Here is a 13,718-nt window from a genome sequence, read left to right as displayed (position 1 = left end):
CTACACATTGCCGGCAGACAGCGCAGCCGAACGGCGCTGCCCCATTGCCCGGCGATAAACAAAACGGATGGCCAGGCCCAGCAGAGCCCCGCAGCAATACAGCGCAAGCAATGGGTCGATCAGGTAGTCCCAATAGTTTTCCGACGGCTTGATTCTGAACGTGAACGCCAGCGTGGCAAGTGTCAGCATCGCCACGGCCAGCACATTGCGCAGATAGATCAGCCCCAGCGCGATGACGGCGACAATGATGATCATCGGCCGCGGGTTGTAACCCCAGCGGTAGGGGTCGAAATAGGTCAGGCCGAGCGTGGCCGGGTACAGCGTCAGCGCCAGCGCGGCAAACACCAGCAGCATCACCCATCGGCGGGATGGCGCTATGGGCTTGAGCACGCCGAGCCGCTGCAGGGTCAGCCAGCCCAGCACCACCAGGCTGCTGATCGCCAGGTCGTCGGTCAGGCTGCGGGCGTAGGACGCCATCGACAGGCCGTCAACCGAGACCACACTCAACAGCGACGCCGCTGCCAGCATGCCGCAGCGCCACCATAACGATGCGGTCAGCGGGGCGAACACAATAAATAACGTCCAGGCAAATGCCAGATGAGCCAATCCCAAAGCGATCATAAAAGCTGCTCCGCCAGCCAGGCCTCGTTGAAGCTGACATGTTTGATAAAGGTGTTATTCCACGAATAGACCAGGTGATACAGACCGTCAGGGCTACGTATGAAGTACGGATACTCGTACTCGAAATCGCAGCCCTGGGGCGCACAGACACGTTGATCCAGGTTACTCAGAAACTCTGCTTCCATCGGCTGGCGAAGTGCGCCACTGGAAGCCCGAAAGCCCTGACCGATGACCTCTTTATAAACTTCCAGAGAAAACGGGGTGCCCAGCGGATCAGGCGACTTGTCCAGATCAGGCAGCGGTCGCCAGACTTTCATCTGCTCGTCGGTGCTGTACAGGCTGAGTTTGAAGCGCCCTTCGCGCAGGTCATTGAGCGCCACCAGCAGGCCCTTGCCAGGCACACCCACCGCCGCCAGCGACGAGTTAGGGTTGCTCGGCGCCAAGGGATACGGCTCGCTCCAGGTCTGCCCGCCGTCCTCGGTGCGGCTCGCCAGCACGCGGTGGAAGGTTTCGCCTGCATAACGCAGCAAGGCGACCGCGCGCTGCCCGTCGAGTGGTACGACAGTCGGTTGCAGGGAGTTCTTGCCTCGGCTGATGCGAAACTTGTCGATCACCTCGCCGTCAGCACTCAGGTACAGATATTCAGCAAACTTTCCGAGAAACTCATGATACACAGGCAGGCCGATCGAGCCGTCGGCATGAAACACCGGCGCACCCCGAACCAGCGTGCTGATGTTCAGAAACGGTGAGGTCACCAGTTGGCGCGGCGCCGACCAACTGGCCCCCATGTCGCTGGAGACCATCGCATTGACCGAACTGCCGGCCCAGCCACCGACCGAAACCGACACATAGAACAGCCACAGGCGGTTGTCCGGGGCCAGCGCAATCACCGGGTTACCCAGCTTGCGGATGTACTTGCCGGTACCGGTCTGGGTGGATTCGCGGGTCGCCAGCACCTGCTCGCCGCCCCACTCCTCGGCCTGCGCGTCGAAGCGCGAGGTGCGGATTTCCACGTCTCCTGCGCCCTCGCGGGAACCGGCAAACCACACCGACATCAGATCGCCGCCGGGCAACGCCGTCACCGCTGAGGAGTGCACGAAATCGTTCAGGTCAGAGGACGCAAAGCGCGAACTATAGGAAGCCTTGGGTGGCAGGCTCTCGGTGCCAACCGGGGCCGGGGTGACCGCAAAGCCGGAAATACGGTGCAGCGGATGGCTGAGCCATGCGCCGAGAAAAATCGCTACAACAATCAGGCCTGCGCTCCATGCAGTCAGGTTTCGGGAAATAACACGCATCAGGAGGCATCACTGTAGTGAAGGACAAGGATGGGGGTTCAGCGATAGTCATCTTCAGGCAACGGACGTCGTTTTCCTGTCAGCATCGACAACGGCAGGTTGTCACGCACTTGAAAACTTTCGAAGATGGCTGCGGCCATGTGCAGCACCACCAGGGCACACAACGTATTGGCGAGGATTTCATGGGTCTGCAAAGGCCAGTCGGCCCCCCACAGGGCATCGACCTCCTCCATCAGGAAACCGGTCAGGCCCATGCCGAAAATCAGCGCCATCATGAGTACCATGACCAGCGCGCCGAGCGGAGAATGACCGAGCCGGTGGACCGGCTTGCGGTCTATCAGCGAGCGAACATGCGCGCGCAAACGCGCAGGGCTCGGCCAGAAATCGCTCCAACGGGCGCTGGTCGGCCCGAGGAAACCCCACACCACTCGCACCGCCAGCCAGGCAACCGCGTAATAGCCCAGCCAGATGTGCCAGTCGTCGCCCGCTTCATTGAAGAAATAATTGGCAACGAAAACACCCGCGATCGAGACGTGAAATAGCCTGACCAGCGGGTCCCACAGGCGCAGGGAGACCCGGCTCATTACTTGATCTCGGTCTTGACCGCTTTACCGGTGACCGGATCGTGATAGATCTCGACCTTGCGCTTGTCCTTGTCGAAGCCGTAGATCTCGTAGCAGTTGCCGTCAGTCACCTTGAACTTGCTGATCTCGTAACCCTGAGCCTTGAGCTGCTCCTGGAACTTGGCCTGATCCTGCCATTGGGACTTTTCAGCGGTGGTGCATTGCGGGCCGGCGAGCGCCAACGGGCTGGCCAACAACAGGGAAATCAGCAGAATTTTACGCATGGCAAATGCTCTCGGGCAGTGAAGGAGCGCCTACTGTGCGAAACCAATCTTAGGAAAAGCTTAATACGTAACAGCTGGTAACATCTTCCCGGACACACGGCGCTTCGCGGCACTGCGCGCGGGCGGCATCATGGCGCCCTTCTCACCCTACTCATTGGTCACCCGTTATGCGCCTGCTTCTTGTCGAGGATGATCGTGCGATCGGCCAAGGTATCCGCGTGGCCCTTAATACCGAAGGCTATACGCTGGACTGGCTGGAAGACGGGCTGAGCGCGCTGCATGCCCTGCGCAGCGAACCCTTCGACCTGCTGTTGCTCGACCTCGGCCTGCCACGCATGGACGGCTTCGACCTGCTGCGCCAGTTGCGCGCCGAAGAACTCGCCCTGCCGGTGCTGATCCTGACAGCCCGCGACGGCACCGCCAACCGCATTGCCGGGCTGGACGCGGGGGCCGACGATTACCTGATCAAGCCGTTCGACGTCGATGAACTGAAGGCCCGCGTGCGTGCCCTGCTCAGGCGCAGCCAGGGGCGCGCGCAGCCGTTGCTGGAACACGCCGGCATCAGCCTCGACCCGGCGTCGCAGCAGGTCAGTTTTCAGGGCAGCGAAGTACTGATGACGCCGATGGAATATCAACTGCTGCACCAACTGATGATCCGCCCCGGCAAAGTGGTGACCCGCGAGCGCCTGTCCAACACCCTGTACGGCTGGCAGGACAAGGTCGAAAGCAACACCCTGGAAGTGCTGATTCACAACCTGCGCAAAAAACTGTCCACCGAGCTGATCCGCACCGTGCGCGGCGTCGGTTACCTGCTGGAGCTCAAGGCATGACCTCGGTACGTGCGCGCATTCTGGTCCCGGTGCTGCTGCTGTTACTGCTCGGCAACCTGGCCATCAGCCTGCTCGCCCTGCGGGACAGCCATCACGAAATCGAAGAAGTCTACGACGCGCAACTGGCCCAGAGCGCCCGCTTGCTGCAAGGCGTATTGAGCCAGCGGGCAGCCGGCGAACAGGACCTGGACAAGCTTTATCAGGCGTTCGATCAAGCCATGAGCCGGGTGGGCACCAGCGGCGTGGCCCACCCCTATGAAACCCGCCTGACGTTCCAGGTCTGGCGCACCTCGGGCGAGCTGTTGGTGCGCTCGGCCGAAGCGCCCCTGCTCAGTGCGCCACCCGCCGCAGAAGGCTCACATGACCTGATTGAAAACGGCCACGAGTGGTGCGGCTTTTTGCTGGCCGATCCACAGCAGGGTTTCCTGATCTGGGTCGGTGAGCGTGACGATGTCCGTCAGGACCTGATCCAGCGCATTGTCAGTCACACGTTATGGCCGACGCTGATCGGCGTGCCGTTACTGGTGGTGGCGATCTGGCTAGCCATCGGCTGGGGCCTGCGCCCGTTGCAGTCGATGGCCAAGGTCATTCGCAAACGCGATGCCGAAAGCCTCGAACCCCTCGACGTAGCCCCGCTGCCCAAGGAACTGGAGCCCATGCAGCACGCGCTCAATCGCCTGCTGACCCAGATCGAAAGCGTGCTGGAGCGCGAGCGACGGTTCATCGCCGACGCCGCCCATGAACTGCGCACACCGCTGACCATCCTGCGTATCCACGCCCAGAACGCCCGCCAGGCGGAGAGCCCGGAGCAACGTCTGGAAGCACTGGATTTTCTCGTGCACGGCGTCGACCGCGCTGCCCGTCTGGCCAGTCAGTTGCTGACCATGGCCCGGCTTGAGCCGCGCCTTGAAGTCAGTCAGCTGCAAACCTTCGAGCTGAACACGCTGGTACGCGAGGAAATGGCCGAGCTGACCCCACTGGCGCTGGAAAAGCGTGTCGATCTGGTCTTTGAAGCAGGCGATGACTGCGTGATTCACAGCGACCCCTCAGCCATCACCATCGCGCTGCAGAACCTGCTGACCAACGCGCTCAACTTCGCTCCGCCTGCCAGCGAGATTCGCGTGATGCTCCACCGCCAGGAAGACGGCAGCGCGCACTTGTCCGTCGAAGATGCAGGGCCGGGCATCGATGAGAAACAGAAGGCACGTCTGTTTGAGCGCTTCTACAGCCAGGGCCACAGCAATGGGGCAGGACTGGGCCTGGCGATTGTCGACATGATCGTCCGCAAACTGGAAAGCAGCCTGCACCTGCGCAATTCGGCGCAGGGCGGGCTGTGTGCGGAGTTGAGGCTCAAGAGTCGAACAGCCTGACGCTTGATCGCCTCAGAGCACGACGCGCAGGCATTGCCCGGCGTGGTACAGGGTGAAACCGGCGTCGTAGGCCAGCGTGCGCAGGCCATTGGCCGAGACCTTTTTGTTGTTGCTGGAAAAACTCACCGGCAGCGCCGCAGCATCACCGCTCAGCAGGTAATCGGCAAAGCATTTGCCCACCAGCGTTCCGGTGGTCACGCCTCGGCCATTGAAGCCGGTCGCGGCCAGCAGACCGGGCGCAGGCTCGAACAGGCGCAGCAAGTGGTCTGGCGTAAAGCCGATGCGGCCGGTCCAGGTGCTTTGCCACTGGACCCGGCCCAGTTGCGGAAAATAATGCTGCTGGACGCGATCTGCCCACTGACGAATGAACCACAGCGGATAATTGCCAGCATTGCCGAGGCTGCCCAACAGCAGCCGCCCGTGAGCATCGCGGCGAATGTTGCTGAGCACCGTGCGCGTATCCCATGACCCCTGCCCGCCACGCAGAATCTGCGCCTGCTCGGCACCGCTGAGTGGCTGCGAAGCCACCTGATAGTAGTAACCCGTGAAGATGTGATCCTTGATATCGGTCCACTCGCCTTCGGTGTAGGCATTGGACGCGATGATCACTTTCTCGGCGCTCACACTGCCCGCAGCAGTAGAGACCTTCCAGCCGTCAGCGGTGCGTTGCAAGCCGTTGACAGGAGAATCACCGAACACTTGCCCACCCTGCGCCACCACGTTGAGCGCCATGCCCGAGACATAGGCCATCGGGTTCACCGTGCCGGCGCGGTGATCGAGCAAGGCACCGCTGACCTTGTCGGTGCCACAGGCGTCTTCGCAGGGTTTGCCGGTCAGTAATTCGACGTTGGCACCGCGCCGCTGCCACTGTGCGGCGCGGCTGCGCAAGTCAGCCAGGCCCTTGGCGTTATGCGCCATGTGCAGGTTGCCGGTGCGCGTGTCCTGGCAATCGATGCGGTACTGGTCGATGGTCGCAAACACCAGTGCCGGTGCCGCGCCCAATGCGCCATTCAGTCGACTGGCGTCGACGCTGCCCAGTACTTTGTCCAGCTGATCGGGCGCCACCCAGGTCCCGGCATTCACCAGGCCGACGTTGCGTCCGGAACCGCCATGCCCGACCTGGTGCGCTTCGACCACACACACCGACTTGCCGCCTTCCAGCAAGCGCAACGCCGCCGACAGACCGGTAAACCCGGCGCCGATGATGCACACGTCGGCGCTCCGCTCACCGCTCAGGGCCGGGCTGACCGGACGTTGCGGAGTCAATTGTTCCCACAGACAGCCTTCAGCAAACTGCACCATCGAAAAAACTCCAGCAATGTCGGTGATAAGCGCCCGGTTCACATCAGTCGAAAACGATGCCCTGAGCCAGTGGCAGCTCGCGGGAATAGTTGACGGTGTTGGTTTGCCGACGCATGTAGGCGCGCCACGAATCGGAGCCTGATTCGCGACCGCCGCCGGTTTCTTTCTCGCCACCGAACGCGCCGCCGATTTCTGCGCCGCTGGTGCCGATGTTGACGTTGGCGATGCCACAGTCGCTGCCCGCCGCACTCTGGAAAGCCTCGGCTTCGCGCAGGTCAGTGGTGAAAATGCACGACGACAGGCCTTGTGGCACTTCGTTGTTCAGGCGCAAGGCTTCTTCAAAGTCGTCATAAGCCAGTACGTAAAGAATCGGCGCGAAGGTTTCGTGACGGACGACCTCGGTCTGACCCGGCATTTCGGCGATGGCCGGCGTGACGTAATAGCCGTTCGGGTATTTATCCTGCAATTGACGCTCGCCGCCGAACACCTGACCGCCCTCGTCACGGGCCTTGGTCAGGGCGTTCTGCATGGCCGAGAACGCCTGTTGATCAATCAGCGGGCCGATCAGATTGCCTTCGCGCGGGTCACCGACACGCACCTTGGCGTAGGCCGCTTTGACGCAGGCGACCACTTCATCCTTGATCGAACGGTGCACAATCAGACGGCGCAGCGTGGTGCAGCGTTGACCGGCGGTGCCCACGGCGCTGAACAGAATGCCGCGCACGGCCAGGTCCAGATCGGCGCTGGGGGCCAGAATCATCGCGTTGTTGCCGCCCAGTTCCAGAATAGTGCGGCCGAAACGTGCGGCAACCCGCGGACCGACTTCGCGGCCCATGCGGGTGCTGCCGGTGGCGCTGATCAGGGGCACGCGCGGGTCATCGACCAGCGCTTCACCGGCGTCACGATCACCAATGACCAACTGCGCCAACGCGGCCGGTGCGTCACCGAAAATCGTCAGCGCCTTGTCGAACAGCGCCTGGCACGCCAGCGCGGTCAACGGCGTTTTTTCCGACGGTTTCCAGATCACCGGGTTGCCGCAGACCAGCGCCAGCGTGGTGTTCCATGCCCAGACCGCGACCGGAAAGTTGAAAGCGCTGATCACGCCGACCACGCCCAGCGGATGCCAGGTTTCACGCATATGATGGCCAGGACGTTCGGAAGCGATGGTCAAGCCGTACAACTGACGCGACAGGCCGACGGCGAAGTCGCAGATGTCGATCATTTCCTGCACTTCACCCAGACCTTCCTGAGTGATCTTGCCCGCCTCGACCGACACCAGTTCGCCAAGGTCAGCCTTGTGCTCGCGCAGCACTTCACCAAAGATCCGCACCAGCTCGCCACGGCGCGGGGCCGGTACGGTGCGCCACTTCAGGAATGCGCTGTGGGCGCTGTCGATGCGCGCCACCACCTGCGCCTCGTTTTCCAGGGTGACCGAGGCAATCTGGCTGCCATCAATCGGGGTGTAAACCGGATAGTCCCCTTGTGTGTGGGCACTGTTCGCCACGCCCAGACGTGCTAATAACTCGGCAACCATGTTGATGCTCCTGTCATGGACTAAAAATCATTGATGACAGCAGTATCGACCCGGACGCGGCTCGTCCACAAACGACGTTTTTGAAAAACATGATTCCTTTTAGGAATGAACTATTGGGTTTTAAAGCCGTTAAATGCCGCAACATCGGGAATTATTGGAATGACCCGGTGATTTTATTTCGTTTGCGGGCGAGGTCCGATGTTTGTTTGGATACGGCCATCATGATCACCACCAGTACGATCACCTGTAGCCAAGGCCAGACCGATGAGCGAACACATCAGCGAATCCATTTCCTTTGTCCACAGCATGACCTTGTCCCACGGGCGCAACGCAGAAGTATGGGACACCACCGGCAAGCGTTACATCGACTTCGTCGGCGGCATCGGCGTGCTCAATCTGGGGCATTGCAACCCGCAGGTGGTCAAAGCCATTCAGGATCAGGCGGCCAGACTTACCCATTACTGCTTCAATGCCACGCCTCACGATCCGTACATCCAGTTCATGCGGCAACTGACGCAATTTGTGCCGGTGAGCTATCCGCTGAGCGGCATGCTTACCAACAGCGGTGCGGAAGCGGCGGAAAATGCCCTGAAGATCGTGCGCGGCGCGACGGGTCGCAGCGCGGTGATTGCCTTCGACGGCGGCTTTCATGGCCGCACGCTGGCGACGCTGAACCTCAACGGCAAGGTGTCGCCCTATAAACAGAAAGTCGGCGTGCTGCCCGGCCCGGTGTTCCACATTCCGTTCCCCAGCAAGGACAACGGCGTGAGCACCGAACAGGCGCTCAAGGCGCTGGAGCGGCTGTTCAGCGTCGAAATCGATGTCAACGATGTGGCCTGCATCATCTTCGAACCGGTGCAGGGTGAAGGCGGTTTTCTGGCCATGCAGGCGGATTTTGCTCAGGCGCTGCGAGCGTTCTGTGATGAACATGGCATCGTGTTGATCGCCGATGAAATCCAGTCCGGCTTCGGGCGTACCGGGCAGCGCTTTGCGTTCACCCGGCTGGGCATAGAACCGGACCTGATTCTGCTCGGCAAAAGCATTGCCGGGGGTATTCCGCTGGGTGCGGTGGTCGGTCGCAAGGCGCTGATCGACAGCCTGCCCAAGGGCGGACTGGGTGGCACCTATTCCGGCAACCCGATTGGCTGTGCGGCGGGCCTCGCCTCGCTGGCGCAGATGACCGATGAAAACCTGTCCACGTGGGGTGAACAGCAGGAGAGTGCCATTGTTTCGCGCTACAACGCCTGGCAGGCGAGCAACCTGTCACCCTACCTGGGCAGGCTGACCGGTGTGGGCTGTATGCGCGGCATCGAACTGATCACGCCGGATGGCAATCCCGGCACCCGACAGCTCGCCGAACTGCTGGGCGCGGCCCGTGACGCCGGGCTGTTGCTGATGCCCAGTGGCAAGTCGCGGCACATTATCCGGCTGCTGATCCCGCTGACCATAGAGCCCGACGTGCTGCACGAAGGGCTGGATATTTTCGAGCGTTGCCTGGCGGCGCTGGCCTGACCCCGTACGGAGAAAACACCCTGATGAGCACTGCACGCTTTGCCGACCCGGACCAGATTCGCGCCGGGTTCTCACGCGCCATGTCGCAGATGTACCAGCACGAAGTGCCGCTTTACGGCACGCTGATGGAACTGGTGAGCGAGGTCAACGCGCAGGTCATGAGCCGCGACAGCCAGGTGCTGAACAGTTTGCGCCAGACGGGCGAAATCCAGCGTCTGGACATGGAGCGTCACGGCGCGATTCGCGTGGGTACGGCGCAGGAACTGGCCACCCTCGCCCGCCTGTTTGCGGTGATGGGCATGCAGCCGGTCGGTTACTACGACCTGACGGCAGCCGGCGTGCCGGTCCACTCGACTGCCTTTCGTGCTGTGCACGAGCAGGCATTGCAGGTCAGTCCGTTTCGGGTGTTCACCTCGTTGCTGCGTCTGGAGCTGATCGAAAGCGACAGCCTGCGCGAGTTCGCCAGTCGTGTGCTGGCCAAGCGCACGATCTTCACGCCTGGCGCCTTGGCGCTGATCGAAAAGCATGAAGCAGACGGCGGCTTGAGCGAGCCCGACGCCGCCGAGTTCATTCAGCAAGCGCTGGAAACCTTTCGCTGGCATCACACGGCGACGGTCTCGCTCGACGAGTACCGGCAATTGAATGCTCAGCATCGCCTGATCGCCGATGTGGTGGCGTTTCGTGGCCCGCACATCAACCACCTGACGCCGCGAACCCTGGACATCGACGCCGTGCAGAGCGGCATGCCCGGCAAGGGCATTACGCCCAAGGCCGTGGTTGAAGGACCGCCACCTCGTCAGTGTCCAATCCTGTTGCGCCAGACCAGCTTCAAGGCGCTGGAAGAACCGATCAGCTTCATCGGTCAGGGTGGCAGTCAGTCGGGCAGTCACTCGGCACGCTTCGGCGAGATCGAACAGCGCGGCGCCGCCCTGACGCCCAAAGGCCGCGAGCTGTATGACCGGCTGCTGAACGAGGCCCGCGATGCACTGGGCGAGTTCCCCAATGAGGCCAATGCCGTGCGCTATGCCGGGCTACTGGAAAAGGCCTTTCAGGCATTCCCGGACAGCCATGATGAAATGCGTGCGCAGGGTCTGGCGTATTTTCGCTATTTCCCGACTGACACGGGCGTTGCGGTCCGTGTATCCGGCACGCTGGAGCAGCTTATCGAAGCGGGTCATGTACGCTTCGAGCCTTTGGCGTACGAAGACTTCCTGCCCGTCAGCGCGGCAGGTATCTTCCAGTCCAACCTGGGTGACAACGCCCAGGCGCACTACGCAGCGAATTCGAATCGGCAGGATTTTGAGCGGGCGCTGGGGCGTGGGACGCTTGATGAACTGGCGCTGTACGCCGACACCCAGCGGCGGTCACTGGAAGACTGCGCCGAGGTGCTGGGGTTGAATGAGTCATAACGGGTGAGAGTGCGTGGGAATACAATTCGCGACGCTCTGCGTCGTAAAAAGAGGACGCGGAGCGTCCGGAACGGCATGCGACGCGGAGCGTCGCACGATAGTTGAGGTAGTTGAGGTTATCGTTCCCTACGCTCTGCGTGGGAATGCAGTTCGCGACGCTCTGCGTCGCAAAAAGAGGACGCAGAGCGTCCGGAACGGCATGCGACGCGGAGCGTCGCACGATAGTTGAGGTAGTTGAGGTTATCGTTCCCTACGCTCTGCGTGGGAATGCAGTTCGCGACGCTCTGCGTCGCAAAAAGAGGACGCAGAGCGTCCGGAACGGCATGCGACGCGGAGCGTCGCACGATAGTCACTTTCAAGGGCCGTGCGGCCCTTCCTGTGTTCTGTTTAAAGCAACGGTAAATAAAATTCGCAATATTGGTGTGCACCCCTGCGCTATGCATACTGCGATGGCGAGTGGACAGCAAGGTGCTGTATTCACAGGCTCATCCCTTCGAATAACGCACATGATGATCCGCTGGCATTGGCTCGAAGCAGCCTGGGTCTGAGTCACGTTCCAGACCTCATAAAAATACTCGGCCGGATAACGGTCTCCATGGCTCCATGGACTTCAAAGCTGCCCTGGCGTGTGACTGCGCCGACCTGAAAAACAGAATAACGATTGATAAGGCCTGTAAAAGGCCATTCAGCAGGCAAGGGGATCATCATGCAAAACTCACACGCTGCAGCGTCGGGCGACAATCAGGCCGTCTCATCGATGGTGAAACTGTATGTCTGGGCCGCCGTTATCCTCATCATTGCCGAAATGATCGGCGCGATCAGCATTCCGCTGGGCCCCGGCAAAGTGGTGTTGCTGCCCATGGTCTGGGCGCTGCTGATCGGTGCGATGGTCGGCATCGCCAGCCGCCGCCTGCCGGGCAGTATCGGGATCGATCACGGCATCCAGCTGCGTGCAGCCTCGATCCTGCAACCCGCCCTGCTGATTTTCATCGCCAAACTCGGCCTGGTGGTCGGTGGTTCGCTGCCCGTGGTGTTCGCTTCCGGATGGGCGCTGGTGTTTCAGGAGTTTGGGCACTTTGTCGGCACCGTGGTCCTGGGCCTGCCGGTGGCACTGATGCTCGGTATCAAGCGCGAAGCGATTGGTGCGACATTCTCGGTCGGCCGCGAGCCAAGCCTGGCAATCATCGGCGAACGTTACGGCATGGACTCCCCGGAAGGTCGCGGGGTGCTCGCCGAGTACCTGACCGGCACGCTGTTCGGTGCGCTGTTTATTGCCATCGTCGCCGGTTACATCGCCAGCCTGGGGATTTTCCACCCCAACTCGCTGGCGATGGGTTCGGGCATCGGTTCGGGCAGCATGATGGCGGCCGCAGCAGGTGCAATCGCCGCGCAACAAACGCCGGAAGTCGCCAAGGAAGTCATGACCCTGGCCGCTGCGTCCAACCTGATCACCACCACCATCGGCACCTACTTCACCCTGTTTATCTCCCTGCCGCTGGCGGTGTGGGGCTATCGCGTGCTCGAGCCGCTGATCGGCCGCACTACCAAAGCGTCCATGAGCGAGGAAGGCATACGCCACAGCGACGTGTCGCTGGACGTGCCGGAGCTGGGCTGGTCGGGCAAGATCAGCGCGTGGCTGGCAGCCGGCGCGCTGGCATTGATTGCCAACTATGTCGGCTACAAGACCTTGTCGGCGGATGCGTTTACCGGCATGGGCATCATGATTTTCTGTGCCTTTGTCGGCGAGGCGCTGTGCAGCCTGATCGGCCGCAAGATCCCGGCAGTGTGCATGGTTTCGCTGGTGGCGATGTTCCTCACCTCCCCCGCTTGCCCGTGGGCCGCCGAGATTGCGCGGCTGACCAGTTCGATCAATATGCTGGCGGTCATCACGCCGATGCTGACCTTCGCCGGCCTGTCGATTGCCAAGGACCTGCCAGCCTTCCGCCGCCTGGGCTGGCGCATCGTGCTGGTGTCGTTCCTGGCCAACTTCGGCACCTTCATCGGCGCGGTGTTGATTGCCGAGATGTTTCACTGATTCTGTGCACGGCTAATGTGCTGCCTCGCCCACCAGCCAGTCATGCACCGCGCGGCGTGCCGGGGTGCTGAGCGCACCTTCGCGATAGGCCAGGACGTATTTTTTTCTGGCCTTGATCGGATGCCCGAACGGCACGATCAGCAAGCCTTGTTCCAGCTCGTCGGTAATCAGTGCCTTGCGGGCAATGGCCACGCCCATGCCCATGCGCGCGGCGTCGATGGTCAGGTGATTGCGGTTGAAGGTGTGGCCGCGACGCACGTCGATGCCATCTGCACCGATGGCGGTCAGGTAAAACTCCCACTCCGCGTATTCGTAGCTGCCGCGCCAGGCAGTAATGTCGTGCAACAACGGAAAATGCACCAACTGGCTGGGCGTATCCAGCGGCGGCTTGCCCACCAGCAGGCTTGGCGAACAGACCGGGAACAGCTCTTCTTCCAGCAACGGCGTGGTCGATAACCCCGGATAGCTGCCGTCATTAAGGTCAATGGCCAGATCGAAATCGTCATCGCGCAACGACCCGCTGCTGTCTTCGGCGATGATCCGCAACTGGATGTCCGGAAACGCGTCCTGCAAGCGCGGCAGGCGTGGCATCAGCCATTTGCTGAGGAATGACGGAATGCAACGCAGCTTGAATACCCCGCCGATGCGCCCCGAATACAGCAGGCGCAGCTCTTCGCTGATGCGGCTCTGCACTTCGTTGGCGACCACCGCCAGGCGCTGACCTTCGGCGGTCAGCTCCAGCCCGCGCCCGACCCGATGAAACAGTGCAAAACCCAGACGCTCCTCAAGCTGGCGCATCTGCTGGCTGATCGCGCCGGGGGTGACGTGCAGTTCCTCCGCGCAACGGGTGAAAGAGAGGTGTCGGGCCGCACAGGCAAAGACCTGTAACCAGGCGTGCATCTGCGCGTTGAAGATTCTGCTCATTGAAGAGTTCCGCTAAAGCGTTGCATAGCAACAATCGTT

The 13,718-nt window shown here is 61.6% G+C and carries 12 protein-coding genes; 5 read left to right on the top strand and 7 right to left on the bottom strand.

The features are described 5' to 3' along the window. Genes PSPTO_RS09890 through PSPTO_RS09875 form a run of 4 tightly spaced genes read right to left on the bottom strand, consistent with a single transcriptional unit; the run spans window position 1 to window position 2,763 of the window. On the bottom strand, window positions 1-621 hold the full coding sequence (locus PSPTO_RS09890; RefSeq protein ID WP_005767853.1) for a hypothetical protein: 621 nt from the start codon (window positions 619-621) through the stop codon (window positions 1-3). After that, window positions 618-1,916, bottom strand: coding sequence for a sialidase family protein (locus PSPTO_RS09885; RefSeq protein ID WP_011103756.1), 1,299 nt, complete (start codon window positions 1,914-1,916; stop codon window positions 618-620). The genes PSPTO_RS09890 and PSPTO_RS09885 overlap by 4 nt, the downstream gene beginning before the upstream one ends. Window positions 1,917-1,954: 38 nt before the next feature. After that, entirely contained in the window at window positions 1,955-2,500 is a 546-nt protein-coding gene (locus tag PSPTO_RS09880) for a cytochrome b/b6 domain-containing protein (protein WP_007245030.1), read from the bottom strand. Continuing rightward, complete coding sequence (locus PSPTO_RS09875) at window positions 2,500-2,763, bottom strand: PepSY domain-containing protein (RefSeq protein WP_005767847.1); 264 nt, start codon at window positions 2,761-2,763, stop codon at window positions 2,500-2,502. Before PSPTO_RS09875 ends, PSPTO_RS09880 begins: the two co-directional genes overlap by 1 nt. A gap of 167 nt (window positions 2,764-2,930) precedes the next feature. On the opposite strand from PSPTO_RS09875, the gene PSPTO_RS09870 reads away from it, so the two are divergent. Together PSPTO_RS09870 and PSPTO_RS09865 are read left to right on the top strand one after the other, a co-directional pair. Beyond that, window positions 2,931-3,593: a response regulator gene (locus tag PSPTO_RS09870; RefSeq protein ID WP_011103755.1), complete on the top strand. Its 663-nt coding sequence runs from the start codon at window positions 2,931-2,933 to the stop codon at window positions 3,591-3,593. Continuing rightward, window positions 3,590-4,963, top strand: coding sequence for a sensor histidine kinase (locus PSPTO_RS09865; RefSeq protein WP_011103754.1), 1,374 nt, complete (start codon window positions 3,590-3,592; stop codon window positions 4,961-4,963). The genes PSPTO_RS09870 and PSPTO_RS09865 overlap by 4 nt, the downstream gene beginning before the upstream one ends. Window positions 4,964-4,975: 12 nt before the next feature. Here PSPTO_RS09865 and PSPTO_RS09860 read toward each other — a convergent pair whose 3' ends face one another. Continuing rightward, on the bottom strand, window positions 4,976-6,265 hold the full coding sequence (locus PSPTO_RS09860) for an L-pipecolate oxidase (RefSeq protein WP_011103753.1): 1,290 nt from the start codon (window positions 6,263-6,265) through the stop codon (window positions 4,976-4,978). Between the two features lie 43 nt (window positions 6,266-6,308). Then, on the bottom strand, window positions 6,309-7,799 hold the full coding sequence (locus tag PSPTO_RS09855) for an L-piperidine-6-carboxylate dehydrogenase (RefSeq protein ID WP_005767841.1): 1,491 nt from the start codon (window positions 7,797-7,799) through the stop codon (window positions 6,309-6,311). Between the two features lie 264 nt (window positions 7,800-8,063). Here PSPTO_RS09855 and PSPTO_RS09850 point away from each other — a divergent pair, with 264 nt between their 5' ends. The 3 genes from PSPTO_RS09850 to PSPTO_RS09840 all read left to right on the top strand — a co-directional run bounded on the left by PSPTO_RS09850 (window position 8,064) and on the right by PSPTO_RS09840 (window position 12,755). Next, a complete protein-coding gene (locus PSPTO_RS09850) occupies window positions 8,064-9,311 on the top strand; it encodes a 2-aminoadipate transaminase (protein ID WP_005767839.1) in 1,248 nt (415 codons plus the stop codon). A gap of 23 nt (window positions 9,312-9,334) precedes the next feature. Beyond that, window positions 9,335-10,720 carry a 2-oxoadipate dioxygenase/decarboxylase HglS gene (locus PSPTO_RS09845; RefSeq protein WP_011103752.1) on the top strand — a complete coding sequence of 462 codons (1,386 nt, stop codon included), beginning with the start codon at window positions 9,335-9,337 and terminating at the stop codon, window positions 10,718-10,720. A gap of 706 nt (window positions 10,721-11,426) precedes the next feature. Next, on the top strand, window positions 11,427-12,755 hold the full coding sequence (locus PSPTO_RS09840; protein ID WP_005767836.1) for a DUF3100 domain-containing protein: 1,329 nt from the start codon (window positions 11,427-11,429) through the stop codon (window positions 12,753-12,755). A 12-nt stretch (window positions 12,756-12,767) separates the two neighbouring features. Here the strand turns inward: PSPTO_RS09840 and PSPTO_RS09835 are convergent, their stop codons facing one another. Beyond that, the gene (locus tag PSPTO_RS09835; RefSeq protein WP_005767834.1) at window positions 12,768-13,679 is read right to left on the bottom strand and encodes a LysR substrate-binding domain-containing protein; all 912 of its coding nucleotides are present in this window, start codon (window positions 13,677-13,679) and stop codon (window positions 12,768-12,770) included. Window positions 13,680-13,718 lie beyond the last annotated feature (39 nt).

The organism is Pseudomonas syringae pv. tomato str. DC3000 (assembly GCF_000007805.1).
GTDB classification, from domain to species: domain Bacteria; phylum Pseudomonadota; class Gammaproteobacteria; order Pseudomonadales; family Pseudomonadaceae; genus Aquipseudomonas; species Aquipseudomonas avellanae.
This window is presented reverse-complemented; position numbering and strand designations above follow the sequence as displayed.

Excerpts from the sequence above, each read along its gene's own strand:
- PSPTO_RS09875 (WP_005767847.1), bottom strand. The coding sequence starts at position 2,763 with ATGCGTAAAATTCTGCTGATTTCCCTGTTGTTGGCCAGCCCGTTGGCG.
- PSPTO_RS09845 (WP_011103752.1), top strand. The coding sequence starts at position 9,335 with ATGAGCACTGCACGCTTTGCCGACCCGGACCAGATTCGCGCCGGGTTC.
- PSPTO_RS09840 (WP_005767836.1), top strand. The coding sequence starts at position 11,427 with ATGCAAAACTCACACGCTGCAGCGTCGGGCGACAATCAGGCCGTCTCA.
- PSPTO_RS09890 (WP_005767853.1), bottom strand. The coding sequence starts at position 621 with ATGATCGCTTTGGGATTGGCTCATCTGGCATTTGCCTGGACGTTATTT.
- PSPTO_RS09860 (WP_011103753.1), bottom strand. The coding sequence starts at position 6,265 with ATGGTGCAGTTTGCTGAAGGCTGTCTGTGGGAACAATTGACTCCGCAA.
- PSPTO_RS09865 (WP_011103754.1), top strand. The coding sequence starts at position 3,590 with ATGACCTCGGTACGTGCGCGCATTCTGGTCCCGGTGCTGCTGCTGTTA.
- PSPTO_RS09855 (WP_005767841.1), bottom strand. The coding sequence starts at position 7,799 with ATGGTTGCCGAGTTATTAGCACGTCTGGGCGTGGCGAACAGTGCCCAC.
- PSPTO_RS09885 (WP_011103756.1), bottom strand. The coding sequence starts at position 1,916 with ATGCGTGTTATTTCCCGAAACCTGACTGCATGGAGCGCAGGCCTGATT.
- PSPTO_RS09870 (WP_011103755.1), top strand. The coding sequence starts at position 2,931 with ATGCGCCTGCTTCTTGTCGAGGATGATCGTGCGATCGGCCAAGGTATC.
- PSPTO_RS09880 (WP_007245030.1), bottom strand. The coding sequence starts at position 2,500 with ATGAGCCGGGTCTCCCTGCGCCTGTGGGACCCGCTGGTCAGGCTATTT.
- PSPTO_RS09850 (WP_005767839.1), top strand. The coding sequence starts at position 8,064 with ATGAGCGAACACATCAGCGAATCCATTTCCTTTGTCCACAGCATGACC.
- PSPTO_RS09835 (WP_005767834.1), bottom strand. The coding sequence starts at position 13,679 with ATGAGCAGAATCTTCAACGCGCAGATGCACGCCTGGTTACAGGTCTTT.